The organism is Rhodococcus sp. P4_C10, from assembly GCF_056402135.1.
In genome coordinates, this window is record NZ_JBFUHZ010000074.1 from 1 (window position 1) to 16,023 (window position 16,023).

Annotated in this window: 18 protein-coding genes, 1 tRNA gene and 1 pseudogene; 10 read left to right on the forward strand and 10 right to left on the reverse strand. The window is 69.3% G+C overall.

What is annotated here, in order from left to right; translation table 11 throughout:
* The 3 genes from AC1DWC_RS26205 to AC1DWC_RS26215 all read right to left on the reverse strand — a co-directional run.
* Window positions 1-208, reverse strand: a 208-nt coding sequence (locus AC1DWC_RS26205; protein ID WP_477912778.1) for a cobalamin biosynthesis protein, incomplete at its 3' end; no start/stop codon positions are given.
* Window positions 209-262: 54 nt separating this feature from the next.
* Window positions 263-733: an acyltransferase gene (locus AC1DWC_RS26210; RefSeq protein ID WP_477912755.1), complete on the reverse strand. Its 471-nt coding sequence runs from the start codon at window positions 731-733 to the stop codon at window positions 263-265.
* 20 nt (window positions 734-753) lie between these two features.
* A complete protein-coding gene (locus tag AC1DWC_RS26215) occupies window positions 754-1,476 on the reverse strand; it encodes a transglutaminase domain-containing protein (RefSeq protein WP_477912757.1) in 723 nt (240 codons plus the stop codon).
* 121 nt (window positions 1,477-1,597) lie between these two features.
* On the opposite strand from AC1DWC_RS26215, the gene AC1DWC_RS26220 reads away from it, so the two are divergent.
* Both AC1DWC_RS26220 and AC1DWC_RS26225 read left to right on the forward strand, forming a co-directional pair.
* Window positions 1,598-2,935, forward strand: a complete 1,338-nt coding sequence (locus AC1DWC_RS26220) for a glycosyltransferase 87 family protein (RefSeq protein WP_477912759.1) — start codon at window positions 1,598-1,600, stop codon at window positions 2,933-2,935.
* A gap of 101 nt (window positions 2,936-3,036) precedes the next feature.
* Window positions 3,037-3,360 carry a type II toxin-antitoxin system Phd/YefM family antitoxin gene (locus AC1DWC_RS26225; RefSeq protein ID WP_477912761.1) on the forward strand — a complete coding sequence of 108 codons (324 nt, stop codon included), beginning with the start codon at window positions 3,037-3,039 and terminating at the stop codon, window positions 3,358-3,360.
* Between the two features lie 50 nt (window positions 3,361-3,410).
* Here the strand turns inward: AC1DWC_RS26225 and AC1DWC_RS26230 are convergent, their stop codons facing one another.
* Entirely contained in the window at window positions 3,411-3,731 is a 321-nt protein-coding gene (locus AC1DWC_RS26230) for an ArsR/SmtB family transcription factor (RefSeq protein WP_477912763.1), read from the reverse strand.
* Window positions 3,732-3,747: 16 nt separating this feature from the next.
* Between AC1DWC_RS26230 and AC1DWC_RS26235 the strand changes: the two genes are divergently transcribed.
* Window positions 3,748-4,224: an SRPBCC domain-containing protein gene (locus AC1DWC_RS26235; RefSeq protein WP_477912766.1), complete on the forward strand. Its 477-nt coding sequence runs from the start codon at window positions 3,748-3,750 to the stop codon at window positions 4,222-4,224.
* Window positions 4,225-4,395: 171 nt separating this feature from the next.
* Here the strand turns inward: AC1DWC_RS26235 and AC1DWC_RS26240 are convergent, their stop codons facing one another.
* On the reverse strand, window positions 4,396-4,557 hold the full coding sequence (locus tag AC1DWC_RS26240; protein WP_477912768.1) for a hypothetical protein: 162 nt from the start codon (window positions 4,555-4,557) through the stop codon (window positions 4,396-4,398).
* 110 nt (window positions 4,558-4,667) lie between these two features.
* Between AC1DWC_RS26240 and AC1DWC_RS26245 the strand changes: the two genes are divergently transcribed.
* Window positions 4,668-5,447, forward strand: a complete 780-nt coding sequence (locus AC1DWC_RS26245; protein WP_477912770.1) for a biosynthetic peptidoglycan transglycosylase — start codon at window positions 4,668-4,670, stop codon at window positions 5,445-5,447.
* Between the two features lie 96 nt (window positions 5,448-5,543).
* Here AC1DWC_RS26245 and AC1DWC_RS26250 read toward each other — a convergent pair.
* From AC1DWC_RS26250 to AC1DWC_RS26260, 3 genes are all read right to left on the reverse strand, one after another.
* Window positions 5,544-5,615: transfer RNA gene (locus AC1DWC_RS26250), tRNA-Val, on the reverse strand.
* Between the two features lie 34 nt (window positions 5,616-5,649).
* Complete coding sequence (locus AC1DWC_RS26255; RefSeq protein ID WP_072845812.1) at window positions 5,650-6,114, reverse strand: peroxiredoxin; 465 nt, start codon at window positions 6,112-6,114, stop codon at window positions 5,650-5,652.
* Window positions 6,115-6,138: 24 nt separating this feature from the next.
* The gene (locus AC1DWC_RS26260; RefSeq protein WP_072845813.1) at window positions 6,139-6,561 is read right to left on the reverse strand and encodes a DUF3052 domain-containing protein; all 423 of its coding nucleotides are present in this window, start codon (window positions 6,559-6,561) and stop codon (window positions 6,139-6,141) included.
* 289 nt (window positions 6,562-6,850) lie between these two features.
* On the opposite strand from AC1DWC_RS26260, the gene aceE reads away from it, so the two are divergent.
* The 6 genes from aceE to AC1DWC_RS26290 all read left to right on the forward strand — a co-directional run bounded on the left by aceE (window position 6,851) and on the right by AC1DWC_RS26290 (window position 15,245).
* Complete coding sequence (aceE, locus tag AC1DWC_RS26265; protein ID WP_477912772.1) at window positions 6,851-9,667, forward strand: pyruvate dehydrogenase (acetyl-transferring), homodimeric type; 2,817 nt, start codon at window positions 6,851-6,853, stop codon at window positions 9,665-9,667.
* 75 nt (window positions 9,668-9,742) lie between these two features.
* On the forward strand, window positions 9,743-11,011 hold the full coding sequence (locus tag AC1DWC_RS26270; RefSeq protein ID WP_477912780.1) for a PucR family transcriptional regulator: 1,269 nt from the start codon (window positions 9,743-9,745) through the stop codon (window positions 11,009-11,011).
* A gap of 127 nt (window positions 11,012-11,138) precedes the next feature.
* A complete protein-coding gene (locus AC1DWC_RS26275; RefSeq protein ID WP_477912774.1) occupies window positions 11,139-12,056 on the forward strand; it encodes an ACP S-malonyltransferase in 918 nt (305 codons plus the stop codon).
* 107 nt (window positions 12,057-12,163) lie between these two features.
* Window positions 12,164-12,469 (forward strand): meromycolate extension acyl carrier protein AcpM, encoded by a 306-nt coding sequence (gene acpM / locus AC1DWC_RS26280; protein WP_477837392.1) that lies wholly within the window; start codon window positions 12,164-12,166, stop codon window positions 12,467-12,469.
* An 8-nt stretch (window positions 12,470-12,477) separates the two neighbouring features.
* Window positions 12,478-13,716, forward strand: a complete 1,239-nt coding sequence (locus AC1DWC_RS26285) for a KasA/KasB family beta-ketoacyl-ACP synthase (RefSeq protein ID WP_477912776.1) — start codon at window positions 12,478-12,480, stop codon at window positions 13,714-13,716.
* A gap of 95 nt (window positions 13,717-13,811) precedes the next feature.
* Window positions 13,812-15,245, forward strand: coding sequence for an acyl-CoA carboxylase subunit beta (locus AC1DWC_RS26290; protein WP_477837388.1), 1,434 nt, complete (start codon window positions 13,812-13,814; stop codon window positions 15,243-15,245).
* Between the two features lie 116 nt (window positions 15,246-15,361).
* Here the strand turns inward: AC1DWC_RS26290 and AC1DWC_RS26295 are convergent, their stop codons facing one another.
* Both AC1DWC_RS26295 and AC1DWC_RS26300 read right to left on the reverse strand, forming a co-directional pair.
* Window positions 15,362-15,562: a cold-shock protein gene (locus tag AC1DWC_RS26295; RefSeq protein ID WP_477837386.1), complete on the reverse strand. Its 201-nt coding sequence runs from the start codon at window positions 15,560-15,562 to the stop codon at window positions 15,362-15,364.
* A gap of 312 nt (window positions 15,563-15,874) precedes the next feature.
* Window positions 15,875-16,023, reverse strand: a pseudogene (locus AC1DWC_RS26300) (steroid 3-ketoacyl-CoA thiolase); the annotation flags it as partial.

Genomic DNA, 16,023 nt, shown 5'->3' on the forward strand with positions numbered 1-16,023 from the left:
CCGCCCCCGCCGCGACCACGGCGCCGGCCAGCACCGCGGTGTGCGCGACGCCCGCCGGCCGGCGGTCGCGGTAGCTGCGGGTCTCGAGCCAGGCCGCGGCCCGGCCGAACCCGGCCACCGGGTGCCAGCGCACCGGGTCCGCGAAGGCCACGTCCGCCGCGTACCCGAGCAGAATTCCGGCCGCTCTCGCCGTTCCACGGCCGCTCAACTTCACGAGGACTAGTTGTATCAACACCGGTCGCGGCGGCCTGCGCGGGACCGCCTAGACCGGCAGGTCCTTCACCCGCCGGGCCGGGTTCCCTGCGTAGAGGCCGTTCGGCTCGCAGTCCTTGGTGACCACGGCGCCGGCCCCGACGATGCAGCCGGTGCCGACGGTCACGCCGGGCAGCACCAGCGCGCCGGCCCCGATCCAGGCGCCGTCCTCGACGACGATCGGCAGGTGGTAGACGCGGCCGCCGCGACCGTCGGGCGGTCCGACCTCGTGGGTGCTGGTGATGAATCGGGCACCGTGACCCACCGCGACCTGCCGGCCCAGTGTGATCGGCGCGGTGCAGTCGAAGAGCACGCCCCGGTTGACGAAGGTGCCCAGGCCCATCCGGATGTCCTTGCCGCCGAAGTGACATCCGGCGTAGATCCCCGCACCCCAGACCCGCGCTCCCCCGATCAGCAGCAGCACGATGCGCAGCCACACGGGGACGAGGCGCCAGGACTGGACGATGTTGATGAGCCGCACGAGCAGTGACGATAGCCCCGTCAGGCCGCGCGCCTTCGGCCGAACACCGGTTCCAGCACCGTCCGCACCGGCCAGTTCAGGGTCTGTCCGTACCGGGCGAACAGCTCGTCACGCGAGCCGAACTCGCCGAGTGTGGCGGCGACGTACCCCGAAAGGTCCAGGCAGCCGGGCGAACTCGTCGGCCTCCAGCTGACCGGGCTGCGGGCGACGGCGTCGAAGAGCGTCTCCTCCCCGCTGTTGGTGAACTGCTGCGGCGCGGCGCAGGTCGCGTTCGGGAAGGCCTGCGAGACGTCGATCCATTCGCCGTCGACGTCGAAGCTCGGCCAGGCCAGCGGGACCCGGTCGGGCACCAGGGCCCGGAGCCGGCGAAAACGCGGGTACCAGAACTCCCCGCGCAGCACGAGGCCCTCGACCTTGGTGGCGATACCGCGGCGCCGGGCCAACGCCTCGACCACCGCCAGCCGCTGGCTGCACGACCCCCGGCCCCGGGTCAGGGTCACGGACGCCGGCTGCGTGTCGTCGAGCGCGTAGACGGCACGCACCCGCTGCCCCGCGAAGCGGTGTGCGGCCCGCAGGAACTCGACGCTCGCCCCGTCCGCGGGAAGGTCGACCGCCGAACTCGCCGCGTCGAACACCGGGTCGTGCCAGTCGAGGATTCGGGTCGCCCCGGAGCCCCCGGCGGCCGCCGCGGCCGAGGGTCGCAACTCCCGGCCCCGCCACGTGGTGACCAGCGCACACGTCATCGGATCAGGCTAGCCGACCGACCGCGCCCGATTTCGTGTCACACGGCCTGGTCGTTACTTTGGATTGGCATCGTCTTTGCAGTGGGGCTGAGGCGAGGTCCAGGGGGAGGGACTTTTCATCATGCGTGGGGGCACCAGAGATCTGCCGGCACCGGACTCCGATGCCACCGGCACCCGAGGCGATCGGCGGCTGGCCGCACGATGGCCCGCGCTGGCCGGGATCGCCGTCGTCGCGATCGCGACGACGGTGCTGCTGGTCGCCACCGTCGACCCGTGGCTGCCCGACACGGGACTGTTCATGGGCGGCATGGACCTCGACGTGTACCGGGACGGCGCCCGTCACGTCCTGGCGGGACTGCCGCTCTACACCGAGCCGGTGATCCACGGCCTGCTCTACACGTACACGCCGTTCTCGACGCTGATGTTCGTCCCGGTCGACCTGCTGCCGGACGAGGCCGGCAAGTACATCTGGATGGGGTTCAACCTCGTCGTGCTCGTGGCCGTCGTCACGCTGTGCTGGCGGATCCTCGGCTACCGGATCACCGGCCGGGTCGTCGGCGTCTCGGCGTTGCTCTCCCTCGCGTGTGTGTTTCTCGAACCGGTGCGCACCACGCTGTTCTTCGGCCAGTTCAACCTGGTGCTGATGCTGCTGGTGTTGTGGGACACCTCGCGGGGCGAGGCGAGTCGGCTGCGGGGCGTCGGCGTCGGCATCGCGGCGGGCATCAAGCTGACGCCGGCGTACTTCGTCCTCTACTACCTCGCGTTGCGGCAGTGGCGTGCCGCCGCGGTCTCCACCATCACGATCCTCACGACCGTCGCGGTGAGCTGGGCTGTGCTGCCGAAGGATTCGCGCCAGTACTGGACCGCGACGTTCTTCGATTCCAGCCGCATCGCCGACGAGGCGCACGCCGCGAACCAGTCGCTGCGCGGGGCACTCACCCGGATCATCGGCGACCCCGCACCAACGTGGCTGTGGTTGCTGCTCGCGGCGGCCGTCGTCGCCGTGAGCATGTGGGTGGTGGCCCGACTCCACCGCCGCGGGGAGGCCCTGCTCGCGGTCACCGTCGCCGGCTTCACCGCCGCGGTGGTCTCCCCGTTCTCGTGGAGCCACCACTGGGTGTGGTTCGTTCCGCTGCTCGTCTGGACGGTGCACCGCGCCCTGACGAACACATGGTGGTGGCTGGGGCTGGTCGCGCTCTTCGGCGTCGCCGGATCGTGGGCCTACCACTTTCCCGACCGGTTGGTCGTCGGGCTGTACCTGTTCCCCGCCAGCTGGATTCCCTGGGACGTGCTGGTGAACCTCTACGTCGTGGCCTACGCGGTCGTCCTGGTCGGCGCGGCCGCCATCGCCGTCCGGCCGCCCCGTGATCGCCCGCGGCGGCTCACCCTGGCGGAAGGCGCGCAGCCACCCACCGGGCTCTCCGTTCCCGAACCGGGCGCCGCGACACCCGTCCGGTGAGCCGTCGGGCGCGCCCGGCGCGGGCGCAGGTACCGCGAATCGGGCCGACGAGGTGGCAGTATCCCCGGAATCGGGAGGCAGCGAATGGAGTGTCGGTGGTGGTGACGGCAACAACCGTGAAGACCGCACGTAAGCGTTTGAAGGACCTGGTCCGGCGGGTGAACGACGACACCGTCGCCGTCGAGATCGCCGGCAAGAACGCCAATGCCGTCCTGATCTCCGCGGCCCGTTACCGGACGCTGCAGGAGGCGACCTTCCTGCTCCGCTCCCCCGAACTGATGGACAGCCTCCGCCGCAGGGCGGCCGCCGAGTCGCTCCGCGAGTCCACGCCGACCCTCGCCGACGACCCGGCGACGCGGCCGAGGAAGTCGAAGAAGGCCGGCAAGAAGAGAAAGCGGAAGTTGCGTGCGGCGAAGCGCGGGTGACCCGCACGCCGCCGGAGGTGATCTGCGCTAGGCGACCGGTTCGCCCCGGGTCACGCACCGCCGAGATCGTGCAGCAGGTCGACGGCCGCCCGGGCGTACTCGCCGATCCAGCGGTCGTGGATGCGTTTGATCGGCAGCGGCGCGAGAGCGAGCCGACGTTCGCGTCCGACCTTGCGGCCGGTGACCAGCGCCGCCCGCTCGAGCACGCGCAGATGCTGGAGCACCGTCGTGCGGTCGAGCTCGGGAAAGTGCGCGCAGAGTTCGCCCGTCGTACAGGAACCACCCTTGAGCACGTCGAGCATCCGTCGCCGAGTGCCGGACGCCAGCGCCTTGAACACCCGGTCGTCGTCCTCACCCTCACCACGATTCATGTTGTAAAATTACAACATGAATGACTCGACGAACCTGACCGAACTCTCGTTCACGGTCTCCGGTCACGTCTCCCGCCCCTGCGCCGAGGTGTACGAGGCGGTGGCGGACCCGGAGCAACTGTCCCGGTACTTCACCACTGGCGGCGCCCGCGGACGCCTCGAGGCCGGCGCCGAGATCACGTGGGACTTCCACGACTTCCCGGGCGCCTTCCCCGTCTCCGTGATCGAGGCGCAACCGCCGCGGCGCATCGTCATCGAGTGGGCCGGCACCGCCACCGCGAGCGAAAACGGCCGGACCACCACGACATTCGAGTTCGAGCCGGTGGACGACGACACCCGCACACTCGTCACCATCACCGAGTCCGCCTGGCTCCCGACCACCGACGGCGCCACCAACGCCTTCGGCAACTGCCAGGGATGGACCGGCATGCTCGCCGCCCTGAAGGTGTGGGTGGAGCACGGCATCAACCTGCGCGCCGGCTTCTACAAGTAGGCCGCGCACGAGCACGAAGTGCCTGGTTTCTCCACCTTTCTTACAACGTCTAAAGTTCAAGTGAACGAGCCGGTTCCGGCTTCCGGCCCTGCAACACCGCCCTCGAGGACATCTTGAACACACGACTCGGCGGCCGCCCGAACCGCCCGACACCCGATGCCCGGCCCACGATCACCCCACCGTGGCTGCGACGCCTGGTCCCACCCACGCCTCGTGCCGCACCCGGCCCCACGCCTCGCGCCGCACCCGGCCCCACGCCCCGGCCGACGCACCCTGCGCCACCGTTCGAGCCGTCGAGGCCGGTGCCGCCTCCCGGACGGACGCCGGGACCATGGCCCGGTCCCCCCGGCGCTCCGACGCCCACGCCGCCCGACACCGGCCGCCGGGCCACCTGGCTCCGATGGGGCAAACGGGTCGCGATCGCGGCCCTGGTCTGGATCGTCGTGACACCGGTCGTGTTCCGGGTCTGGACCCCGCCGCGGACGATGTTCATGCTCACCGACGAGGCCGGCGGCCCCACCGTCTTCCAGGCGGTGTCGCTCGACCACATCAGCCGGCACTACGTCGCGGCCGCGCTCGTCCACGAGGACGCCCGGCTGGGCACCCGGACGGGCCCGTTCGACGTCGGCGTTTTCAACGAACGCGTCGGGGCGTTCCTGTCCGGCGAGGAGGACCCCTCCGGTTCGACGATCCCGCAGCAGCTGGTGAAGAACATGTTCCTGATCCGGGGCGAGTGGCAGATCGTCAAGGCGGCGCGAAAGGTCGCGGAATCGGTCCTGTCCTATCCGTACAACCTCATGGGCGACAAGCGGCAGCTCGAGCTGTACCTGAACTACGCCCAGTTCGGCCCGAACCTGTACGGCGTCTGCGCCGCGAGCTGGTACTACTTCAACCGTCCGCCGTGGGACGGAAACCCCTGGGACGCAGCCACTCTGGCCGGCCTGCTTCCGCTGGGCGAGGATGTCCGGCGCGCTCCCGGCGGCGGCGTCGACATCGAGAGCGACGGGACGTGGCTGGTGGCCAGCACCGTCGCCAACGCCCGGAACAAGGTGCCCCAGCGGATCCGCGAGATGGGCGGTTGGGAGGGCGTCGTCGCCACGGTCGGCATCACCGACTCGGCCGGCGACCACACGCTCGGCGACGACTCCGGCAGCTGCTCCGCGATGCCGCAGAGCGTGGCCGACCGCCTCGAAGCGGAGAGGGTCGGCGGGGATCCCCGGTAGAACTGTTCCCAGATTCCTCGAGCAAGAAGCCCCCCGCCTCGTCGAGGCGGGGGGCTTCTTGCTGTCCGACAGCGAGCTCGCCCGTCAGAACGGCGGTGGGCGCGGAGGGTTTCGAACCCCCGACCGCTGGTGTGTAAAACCAGAGCTCTACCACTGAGCTACACGCCCGAAATTCGGCGGGCCGGAGCCCGCCGAATGACACTCAGGAATCTAGCGCGGCAAGCGCATTCTCCCAAGCCGCCTGGTCACGGGCCTCGCCGGGGCCGTTCATCTCGGCGAACCGGATGATGCCCTCCTTGTCGACGACGAAGGTCCCGCGGTTCGCGAACCCGGCCTTGTCGTTGAACACGTCGTAGGCCTGGGCGACCGCACCGTGCGGCCAGAAGTCCGAGAGCAACGGGAAGGTGTACCCCTGCTCGGACGCCCAGATCTTGTGCGTCGGCGGCGGGCCGACCGAGACGGCGAGCACGGCGGCATCGTCGTTCTCGAACTTCGGCAGTCCGTCACGCACCCGGCAGAGCTCACCCTGACAGGTGCCGGTGAAGGCCAGCGGGTAGAAGACGATCAGGACGTTCTTCTTGCCGCGGTAGTCCGCGAGCGAGACTTCCTGATTGTTCTGGTCCTTGAGCGTGAACTCCGGCGCGACTGCACCAACCTCGAGAGGCATGGAGACTCCTTCGTGATCGGCGGGTCAGCGCTTGGCCGGTCGGGCCTTGGGCTGAACCAGGCGACTGCCGGTCCATGCACCGAGATTCGCGGCCGACGTCTGCGTCAGGCCCGCGGTGGGTGCGGATTCGGCGATCTCACTGGGTTCGACATGTCCGGGTTGACCGGTCTTCGGGCTCAGGACCCAGACGAATCCCTCGTCCGAGAGGGGCGCGATCGCGTCCATGAGCGCGTCGACGAGGTCCCCGTCGCCGTCCCGCCACCACAGCAGGACTACGTCGATCACCTCGTCCGAATCCTCGTCAACGAGCTCTCCACCGATGATGTCTTCCACCGATGACCGCAGGTCATCGTCGGTGTCCTCGTCCCATCCCAGTTCCTGGACAACCATGTCGTTGGTAATGCCGAGCTTCTGGGCGTAGTTCTGGGCGTCCGCCGCGGCGACCACGGTGGTGTCCTCCTTTTGTTGACAGGGCTGCAACCTCCAGCACCCGTTCCGTGTGGATCAGTAGTGAAAGCGAACAGGGTAAACGCGTCTCGCGCAAGCGGACCGCGCCGAAAAGTTCCACAAATGTTTTCCGAACCCCCCGGATGGAGCCTCGGATGCCACGTATGCGGGGGCATACGGCAAGATTGAGGGAGATCACCATCAACGTCAGATGTGGTCCGCCGTCACACGGGTGGACCATCAGGATTGGATGCCGCACCCGAGCGTCCATCGCGGATGAGGAGCACAGTTGTCCGACCACACCCAGGACCCCGTAACACCGCCATCGCAGCGTCCCGTTCCCAGTGCCGACGGCCGGGTTCGAGTCATTCGCGAGGGCGTGGCGTCCTACCTCCCCGACATCGATCCGGACGAGACCGGCGAATGGATCGAGAGCTTCGACGACCTGCTGCAGCGGTCCGGCCCCTCCCGCGCCCGGTACCTCATGCTGCGACTGCTCGAGCGCGCCGGCGAGAACCGGGTCTCGATCCCCGCCCTCACCTCGACGGACTACGTCAACACCATCCCCACCGAGAACGAGCCGTGGTTCCCCGGTGACGAGGAGGTGGAGCGCCGCTACCGCGCCTGGATCCGCTGGAACGCCGCGATCATGGTGCACCGCGCGCAGCGACCCGGCGTCGGCGTCGGCGGGCACATCTCCACCTACGCGTCCTCCGCCGCGCTGTACGAGGTCGGCTTCAACCACTTCTTCCGCGGCAAGGACCACCCCGGCGGCGGCGACCACGTCTTCATCCAGGGCCACGCCTCCCCCGGCATCTACGCCCGCGCCTTCCTCGAGGGCCGGATCCCGGCCGAGCAGATGGACGGCTTCCGGCAGGAGCACAGCCACGCCGACAAGGGCGGCGGACTGCCGTCGTACCCGCACCCGCGGCTGCTGCCCGACTTCTGGGAGTTCCCCACGGTGTCGATGGGCCTGGGCCCGATGAACGCCATCTACCAGGCGCGTTTCAACCACTACCTGCACGACCGCGACATCAAGGACACCTCCGACCAGCACGTGTGGGCGTTCCTCGGCGACGGCGAGATGGACGAGCCCGAGTCGCGCGGTCTGGCACACGTCGCGGCCACCGAGGGCCTCGACAACCTGACCTTCGTGGTCAACTGCAACCTGCAGCGCCTCGACGGACCGGTGCGCGGCAACGGCAAGATCATCCAGGAGCTGGAGTCGTTCTTCCGCGGCGCCGGCTGGAACGTCATCAAGGTGGTGTGGGGCCGCGAGTGGGACGCGCTGCTGCACGCGGACCGCGACGGCGCGCTGGTGAACCTGATGAACGTCACCCCGGACGGCGACTTCCAGACCTACAAGGCCAACGACGGCGCCTTCGTCCGCGACCACTTCTTCGGCCGCGACCCGCGCACCAAGGAGCTGGTCAAGGACCTCAGCGACCAGGAGATCTGGAACCTCAAGCGCGGCGGCCACGACTACCGCAAGATCCACGCGGCGTACGCCGCGGCGATGGCGCACAAGGGCCAGCCGACGGTGATCCTGGCGCACACGATCAAGGGCTACACCCTGGGCAAGCACTTCGAGGGCCGCAACGCGACCCACCAGATGAAGAAGCTGACGCTCGACGACCTCAAGGCGTTCCGCGACCTTCAGCACATCCCGATCTCGGACGCCGAGCTGGAGAAGGACCCGTACCTTCCCCCCTACTACCACCCCGGCCCGGACGCCCCCGAGATCCGGTACATGCTCGACCGGCGCAAGGCCCTCGGCGGGTTCCTGCCCTCGCGCAACACCGACGCCGCACCGCTGCAGCTGCCGCCGGACTCGACCTACGACCCGGTCCGCAAGGGCTCCGGCAAGCAGGAAGTGGCCACCACCATGGCCCTGGTCCGGACCCTCAAGGAACTGCTGCGCGACCCGGTGATCGGCAAGCGGATCGTGCCGATCATCCCGGACGAGGCCCGCACCTTCGGCATGGACTCGTGGTTCCCGTCGCTGAAGATCTACAACCGCAACGGCCAGCTGTACACCTCCGTCGACGCCGAGCTGATGCTGGCGTACAAGGAGAGCCCGATCGGCCAGATCCTGCACGAGGGCATCAACGAGGCCGGCTCGACGGCGTCGTTCACCGCGGTCGGCACCTCGTACGCCACCCACGGCGAGCCGATGATCCCGCTGTACATCTTCTACTCGATGTTCGGCTTCCAGCGGACCGGCGACGGCCTGTGGGCGGCGGCCGACCAGATGGCCCGTGGGTTCGTGCTCGGCGCCACCGCCGGCCGCACCACGCTGACCGGCGAGGGCCTGCAGCACGCCGACGGGCACTCGCTGCTGCTGGCGTCGACCAACCCGGCCGCGGTCACCTACGACCCGGCGTTCTCCTACGAGATCGCGCACATCGTCAAGGACGGTCTGCGCCGGATGTACGGCGGCACCGAGGGCGTCGAGGGCTTCGGCGGGGAGAACATCTTCTACTACATCACCCTCTACAACGAGCCCTACGTGCAGCCGGCCGAGCCGGCGGACCTCGACGTCGAGGGCCTGCTCAAGGGCATCTACCTGTTCCGCAAGTCCGACGAGGACGGCCCGAAGGCGCAGATCCTGGTCTCCGGTGTCGCCATGCCGGAGGGCCTGCGCGCGCAGCAGCTGCTGGCCGACGAGTGGGGCGTCTCGGCGGACGTGTGGTCGGTGACCTCGTGGGGCGAGCTGCGCCGCGACGGCGTGCTGTGCGAGCGTGAGGCGCTGCGCCACCCCGGCGAGGAGGCCCCGGTCCCCTACGTGACCACGGCCTTGTCCGCGGCCGAGGGCCCGGTCGTCGCCGCGTCGGACTGGATGCGTTCGGTGGCCGACCAGATCCGGCAGTGGGTGCCGAGCGACTACACCACCCTGGGCACGGACGGCTTCGGCTTCTCCGACACCCGGACCGCCGCCCGCCGGTACTTCAACGTCGACGCCGAGTCCATCGTGGTGGCCGTCCTGGTCGCCCTCGCAAAGGAGGGCCGGATCGACCGCCTGACCGCGGTCACCGCCGCGCAGCGGTACCGGATCGACGACGTGCTGTCCGCGCCGACGTCGCTGAAGGACCCCGGGAGCGCGTAACCCCCGCGACAAATCGCACCCACCGGACGCCCCGGACACCGTTTTGCCGGTGTCCGGGGCGACGAGACGGTGACGGTGGCCGCGGCGGCGGTGTTCTCCCGCAACCGTCAGCCCCGCGAGCCGCTGCCGGACGCGCTGCTGCGCCGGGTCAAGCAGTTCTCCGGGCGGCTGTCCACCGAGGCCGTCAGCACCATGCAGGTGCAACTGCCGTTCTTCGCCGACCTCGACGCCGACCAACGCGCCAGCGTGCAGATGCTGGTGCAGACGTCGGTGGTCAACTTCCTCGAGTGGCTGCAGAACCCGCAGAGCGACATCCGCTTCAGCCTCGACGCCTTCCAGGTGATCCCGCACGACCTCGCCCGACGGCTCACCCTGCGGCAGACCGTCGACATGGTCCGGGTGGCCATGGAGTTCTTCGAGCAGTGGCTGCCCGCGCTGGCCCGCAACGAGCGGCAACTCGTGGCGCTCACCGAGGCGGTGCTGCGGTACGGGCGCGAACTCGGGTTCGCCGCCGCGTCGGTCTACGCCAGCGCCGCCGAGTCCCGCGGCGCCTGGGACACCCGGCTCGAGGCGCTTGTGGTCGACGCGGTGGTCCGCGGGGACAGCGGCCCCGACATGCTCTCGCGCGCGGCGACGCTGAACTGGGATGCGAACTCCCCGGCGACGGTCCTGGTGGGGACTCCGCCGCCCGACCAGGGCGTGTCCGTGGTGAGCACGATCCACACCATCGCCCACAAGCACGGCAGGGCCGCGCTCGCGGTGGTGCAGGGCTCGCGGCTGGTCGCCGTGGTCAGCGGTGAGATGCAACCTTCACCCGAGAGCCGGCAGTTCATGGACGACCTGTTGACCAGCTTCTCCAGCGGCCCGGTGGTGATCGGCCCGTCCACCCCCACCCTCGGTGCCGCCCACTTCAGTGCCGTGGAGGCGTTGGCGGGAATGGAGGCGGTTGCCGGCTGGCGCGGAGCGCCGCGGCCCGTGCACGCGGCGGAACTGCTGCCCGAGCGCGCGCTGATCGGCGACCACGCGGCGTTGGACCTACTCAACGATCTGCTGGTACAGCCCCTGGCCGCCGCCGGTTCGTCCCTGTCCGACACCCTCGACGCCTACCTGGACTGCGGGGCGGCCGTCGAGACGTGCGCCCGACAACTGTTCGTCCATCCAAATACGGTCCGCTACCGGCTCAAGAAGATCGCCGAGATCACGCGCCGGGATCCGACCAACCCCCGCGACGCCTACGTGCTCAGAGTGGCGGCAACCGTGGGCCGACTGGCCCCAACAGGTAACAGAACGATGAATTCTGCCACTTCAACAACAGCCGCAACTTTTCCCGGCAGACGGGTGTAACGAAGACCGGGCCACTTCCGATGGGAAATGCCGACGTGGCCGTTTGTGGGAACCCTACAAAACACTTGTCCAAGGTTCAGTGTCAACAACACCTCGCAGGTTGGCCTGAACGGTGTTCTCTTAGCTTGTGATTGCGTTGCTTGCCCCCGGACAGGGCTCCCAGACCCCCGGCATGCTCAGCACCTGGCTGGAGCTGCCCGGCACCGCCGACCGCCTGGCCATCTGGTCGAAGGCCTCCGGCCTCGATCTCGAGCGCTTCGGCACCACCGCGACCGCGGAGGAGATCACCGACACGGCGGTCACCCAGCCCCTCGTGGTGGCCTCCGCGCTGCTCGCCTTCGAGGAGATGGAACGCCGCGGCCTGGTGCCCGCCGACGTCGTGGCCGCCGGGCATTCGGTCGGCGAACTGGCCGCCGCGGCCATCGCCGGCGTCATCTCCGCGGACGACGCGGTCACCCTGGCCGCGATCCGCGGTTCGGAGATGGCCAAGGCCTGCGCGCTCGAACCCACCGGAATGTCGGCCGTGCTCGGCGGCGACGAGGAGGTCGTCCTCGCCCGGCTCGCCGAGCTGGGACTCGAGGCCGCCAACCGCAACGCCGCAGGTCAGATCGTGGCGGCGGGCCTCCTCAGCGCGTTGGAGGAGCTGGCGACGACGCCGCCGGAGAAGGCTCGCGTCCGGGCACTGCCCGTGGCGGGCGCGTTCCACACCGCGTTCATGGCGCCGGCACAGGACGCCGTGAGCAAGGCCGCGGCCCAGATCACCCCCGCCGAGCCCACCCGCATCCTGCTCTCCAACTCCGACGGTCAGCCGGTCGCGTCCGGCGCCGACGCACTGACCAAGCTGGCCGCACAGGTGACCAGGCCCGTGCGCTGGGACCTGTGCACCGACTACCTCCGTACCGCCGCGGTGTCCGCCATCGCGGAACTTCCGCCGGCCGGAACCCTGGTCGGCATCGCCAAGCGCGAGATGCGCGGCACCCCGACCCTGGCGCTGAAGACGCCGGCGGACCTCGACGGTCTCACCGCGCTCACCTCCGCCGGTTAGTATCCTGCGTCGCCGCTTCGCGGTGACGGACCGAAACATTTTGGCCGGTGTCCGCACCGTCCGAAAGTTGGACCCACGATTCACCAACCAAGAAGGGAGCCACCCAAGTGGCACTCAGCCAGGAAGAAATCATCGCCGGACTCGCCGAGATCATCGAGGAGGTCACCGGCATCGAGCCGTCCGAGGTGACCATCGAGAAGTCCTTCGTCGACGACCTGGACATCGACTCGCTGTCCATGGTCGAGATCGCGGTCCAGACCGAGGACAAGTACGGCGTGAAGGTTCCGGACGAGGACCTGGCCGGCCTGCGCACCGTCGGCGACATCGTCGCGTACATCGAGAAGCTCGACATTGAGGGCGGCGAGACTGCCGAGGCAGTCAAGGCCAAGCTCGACGCCACCAACGAGGAGTGAGTCGGTCCGTGACTTCCACCAGGAACTTCCCCAACGTCGTCGTCACCAGCCTCGCGGCCACGACGTCGCTCGCTGGTGACGTGGATGCCACGTGGAAGGGCCTGCTCGCTGGTGAGTCCGGGATCGGGATCCTCGACGATCCGTTCATCGAGGAGTTCGATCTTCCGGTCCGCATCGGCGGACACCTCAAGGTGAGCCCAGACGATTCCCTGACCCGCGTCGAGATCCGGCGGATGAGCTACGTCGAGCGCCTGGCGCTCGTGCTCGGCCGTCAGGTGTGGGAGAACGCGGGCAGCCCCGAGGTCGACAAGGACCGTCTCGGCGTCGTCCTCGGCACCGGGCTCGGCGGCGGCGAGGCCCTCCTCGACGCCGTCGACAAGATGAAGTCCGGCGGCTACCGCAAGGTGTCGCCGTTCGCGGTCCAGATGGTGATGCCGAACGGTCCGTCCGCCGTGGTCGGGCTCGAGCTCGGCGCCCGCGCCGGCGTCATCACTCCCGTGTCGGCATGTTCGTCCGGTTCCGAAGCCATTGCGCACGCGTACCGGATGCTGGTCATGGGCGACGCCGACATCATCGTCACCGGTGGTGTCGAGGGCGTCATCGACCCGGTCGCGATGGCGAGCTTCACGATGATGCGTGCCCTGAGCTCGCGTAACGACGACCCGACGGCCGCGTCGCGTCCGTTCGACAAAGATCGCGACGGCTTCGTCTTCGGCGAGGCCGGGGCCATGATGGTCCTCGAGACCGAGGAGCACGCGAAGGCGCGCGGTGCCACCATCCATGCACGACTGTTGGGTGCGGGCATCACCTCGGACGGCTTCCACATCGTGGCGCCTCATCCCGAGGGCCTCGGCGCGGCGCGGGCGATGACCAGGGCCATCCAGACGGCCGGCCTGGTCAAGACCGACATCACGCATGTCAACGCGCACGCCACCTCGACCCCGATCGGCGACACCGCCGAGGCCGCTGCCATCAAGGCCGCGGTCGGCGATCACGCCTCGGTGTACGCACCGAAATCCGCGTTGGGGCACTCGATCGGCGCCGTCGGCGCGCTCGAGGCAGTGCTCACGGTCCTGAGTGTGCGGGATTCGATCGTCCCGCCCACGCTCAACCTCGAGAATCAGGATCCAGAGATCGACCTGGATGTCGTGAAGGGTGAACCCCGTCAGGGCCAGATCGATTTCGCAATCAACAACTCGTTTGGATTCGGTGGGCACAACGTCGCGCTCGCCTTCGGTAGGGCCTGACAGGTCGGCACAGCCCGAACGGTGGGGGTTCCACAGCCAGCGGGACCCCCACCCCGACCACCGCCCGTAGGCGGCTCGCACAAGGAGGACCGGCGATGACCATCCTGGAACCGATCAGCAGATCCGAGACCCCGCTCGATCCCCGTGACCCCTTGGCGCGGCTGGAACAGCTCTTCGACCCTGGTACCACGGTCCCCCTGCACCCCCGCGACAAGTCGGGCGTGCTGGCCGCCGCGGGCACGATCGACGGTGTGCGCACCGTCGCGTACTGCTCCGACGCCACCGTGATGGGCGGCGCCATGGGCGTCGAGGGCTGCAAGCACATCGTGAACGCCATCGACACCGCAATCGGCGAACAGTCACCGATCGTCGGGATCTGGCACTCGGGCGGCGCCCGCCTGGCGGAGGGCGTCGAAGCCCTGCACGCCGTGGGCCTCGTGTTCGAAGCCATGGTCCGCGCCTCCGGACTCGTCCCCCAGCTTTCCGTCGTCCTCGGCTTCGCCGCGGGCGGCGCCGCCTACGGTCCCGCGCTCACCGACGTGGTGATCATGGCGCCCGAGGGCCGCGTGTTCGTGACCGGCCCCGATGTGGTGCGGTCCGTCACCGGCGAGCAGGTCGACATGGCGTCGCTCGGCGGCCCCGACACCCACACCAAGAAGTCCGGCGTCGCGCACATCGCGGCCACCGACGAGCCCGACGCCTTCAACCGCGCCCGCCGTCTGGTGTCGATGTTCTGCGACCAGGGCACCTTCGACCTGGTGGCCGCCGAGCACGGCGACACCGACCTGCGCGCGCTGATGCCGGCCTCGGCCAAGCGTGCCTACGACGTCCGCCCGATCCTGCACGAACTGCTCGACAACGTGGACGGCGAGTCCGACTTCGAGGAACTGCAGGGCAACTACGCCCGCAGCATCGTCACCGGCCTCGGCCGGCTCGGCGGCCGCAGCGTCGGCGTGATCGCCAACAACCCGCTGCGCCTGGGCGGCTGCCTGAACTCCGAGAGCGCCGAGAAGGCGGCCCGCTTCGTGCGGCTGTGCAACGCCTTCGGGATCCCGCTGGTGGTCGTCGTCGACGTTCCCGGCTACCTCCCCGGCGTGAGCCAGGAATGGGAGGGCGTGGTCCGACGCGGCGCGAAGTTGCTGCACGCGTTCGCCGAGGCCACCGTCCCCCGCGTCACCCTCGTGACCCGAAAGATCTACGGCGGCGCTTACATCGCGATGAACTCCCGGGCGCTCGGCGCGACCGCGGTGTTCGCCTGGCCCGAGGCCGAGGTTGCCGTGATGGGCGCCAAGGCCGCCGTCGGCATCCTGCACAAGCGGGCCCTCGCCGCAGTCCCGGAGGAGGAGCGCGAGGCCCTGCACGACCGCCTGGCGGCCGAGCACGAGGCCATCGCGGGCGGCGTCGGACGCGCCATCTCGATCGGTGTCGTCGACGAGCTGATCGACCCGGCCAAGACCCGCAGCACGCTGGCCGCCGCACTGGCCGCCGCCCCCGCCGGCCGCGGACGGCACAAGAACATCCCGCTGTGAGCTGACAGCGCGGCAACACAGCAGCAGGCCCCCGACTAGTCGKCGGGGGCCTGCTGCTGTCAGTGCCGCGCTGGTTCGTGCAGCTCAGCGCGGCGGCGCTGTACGAACGTGGTCGGTCAGAGCGGGCGCACGGAGGCGGCCTGCGGACCCTTCGGTCCCTGTACCACCTCGAACTCCACCTGCTGGTTCTCCTCGAGGCTCTTGAAACCAGAGCTTTCGATCTCGGAGTAGTGGACGAAGACGTCCGGTCCGTCGGCGCGGGCGATGAAGCCGAAGCCCTTCTCCGCGTTGAACCACTTCACTGTTCCCTGAGTCATGTTTTCTCCTTACAGGGGCTGGGATGCGGGACCCACACCGTGTGGCGTCCCGGGCCGGTTCGAAACTCGGCGTCTCCAGATTCCTGAAGGCAGACAGAGCATGCGCAACAAATGTTCCGCTCGACAAAAGTTCCTTGCGAGCGTGCGAAAACACAGACACAGAAAAACTACGACCATCAGGGTCAACCGCACCGGCGCCGGGTTCATTCCCGGAGGTGTCGTCGCGCGACACGCTCCACTCGAGGCCCCTCGGTTCCAACCCGACCGCGGGATCGTGTCGACCGACCGCAGCCCGGCCGGCTCCCGCGGCGGTCAGATCCGCTCGATGATGGTGCCGGTGGCCAGCGCGCCGCCCGCGCACATGGTGATCAGCGCGGTCGACTTGTCCGTCCGCTCGAGCTCGTGCAGCGCGGTGGTGATCAGCCGGGATCCGGTGCTGCCCACGGGGTGTCCGAGGGCCA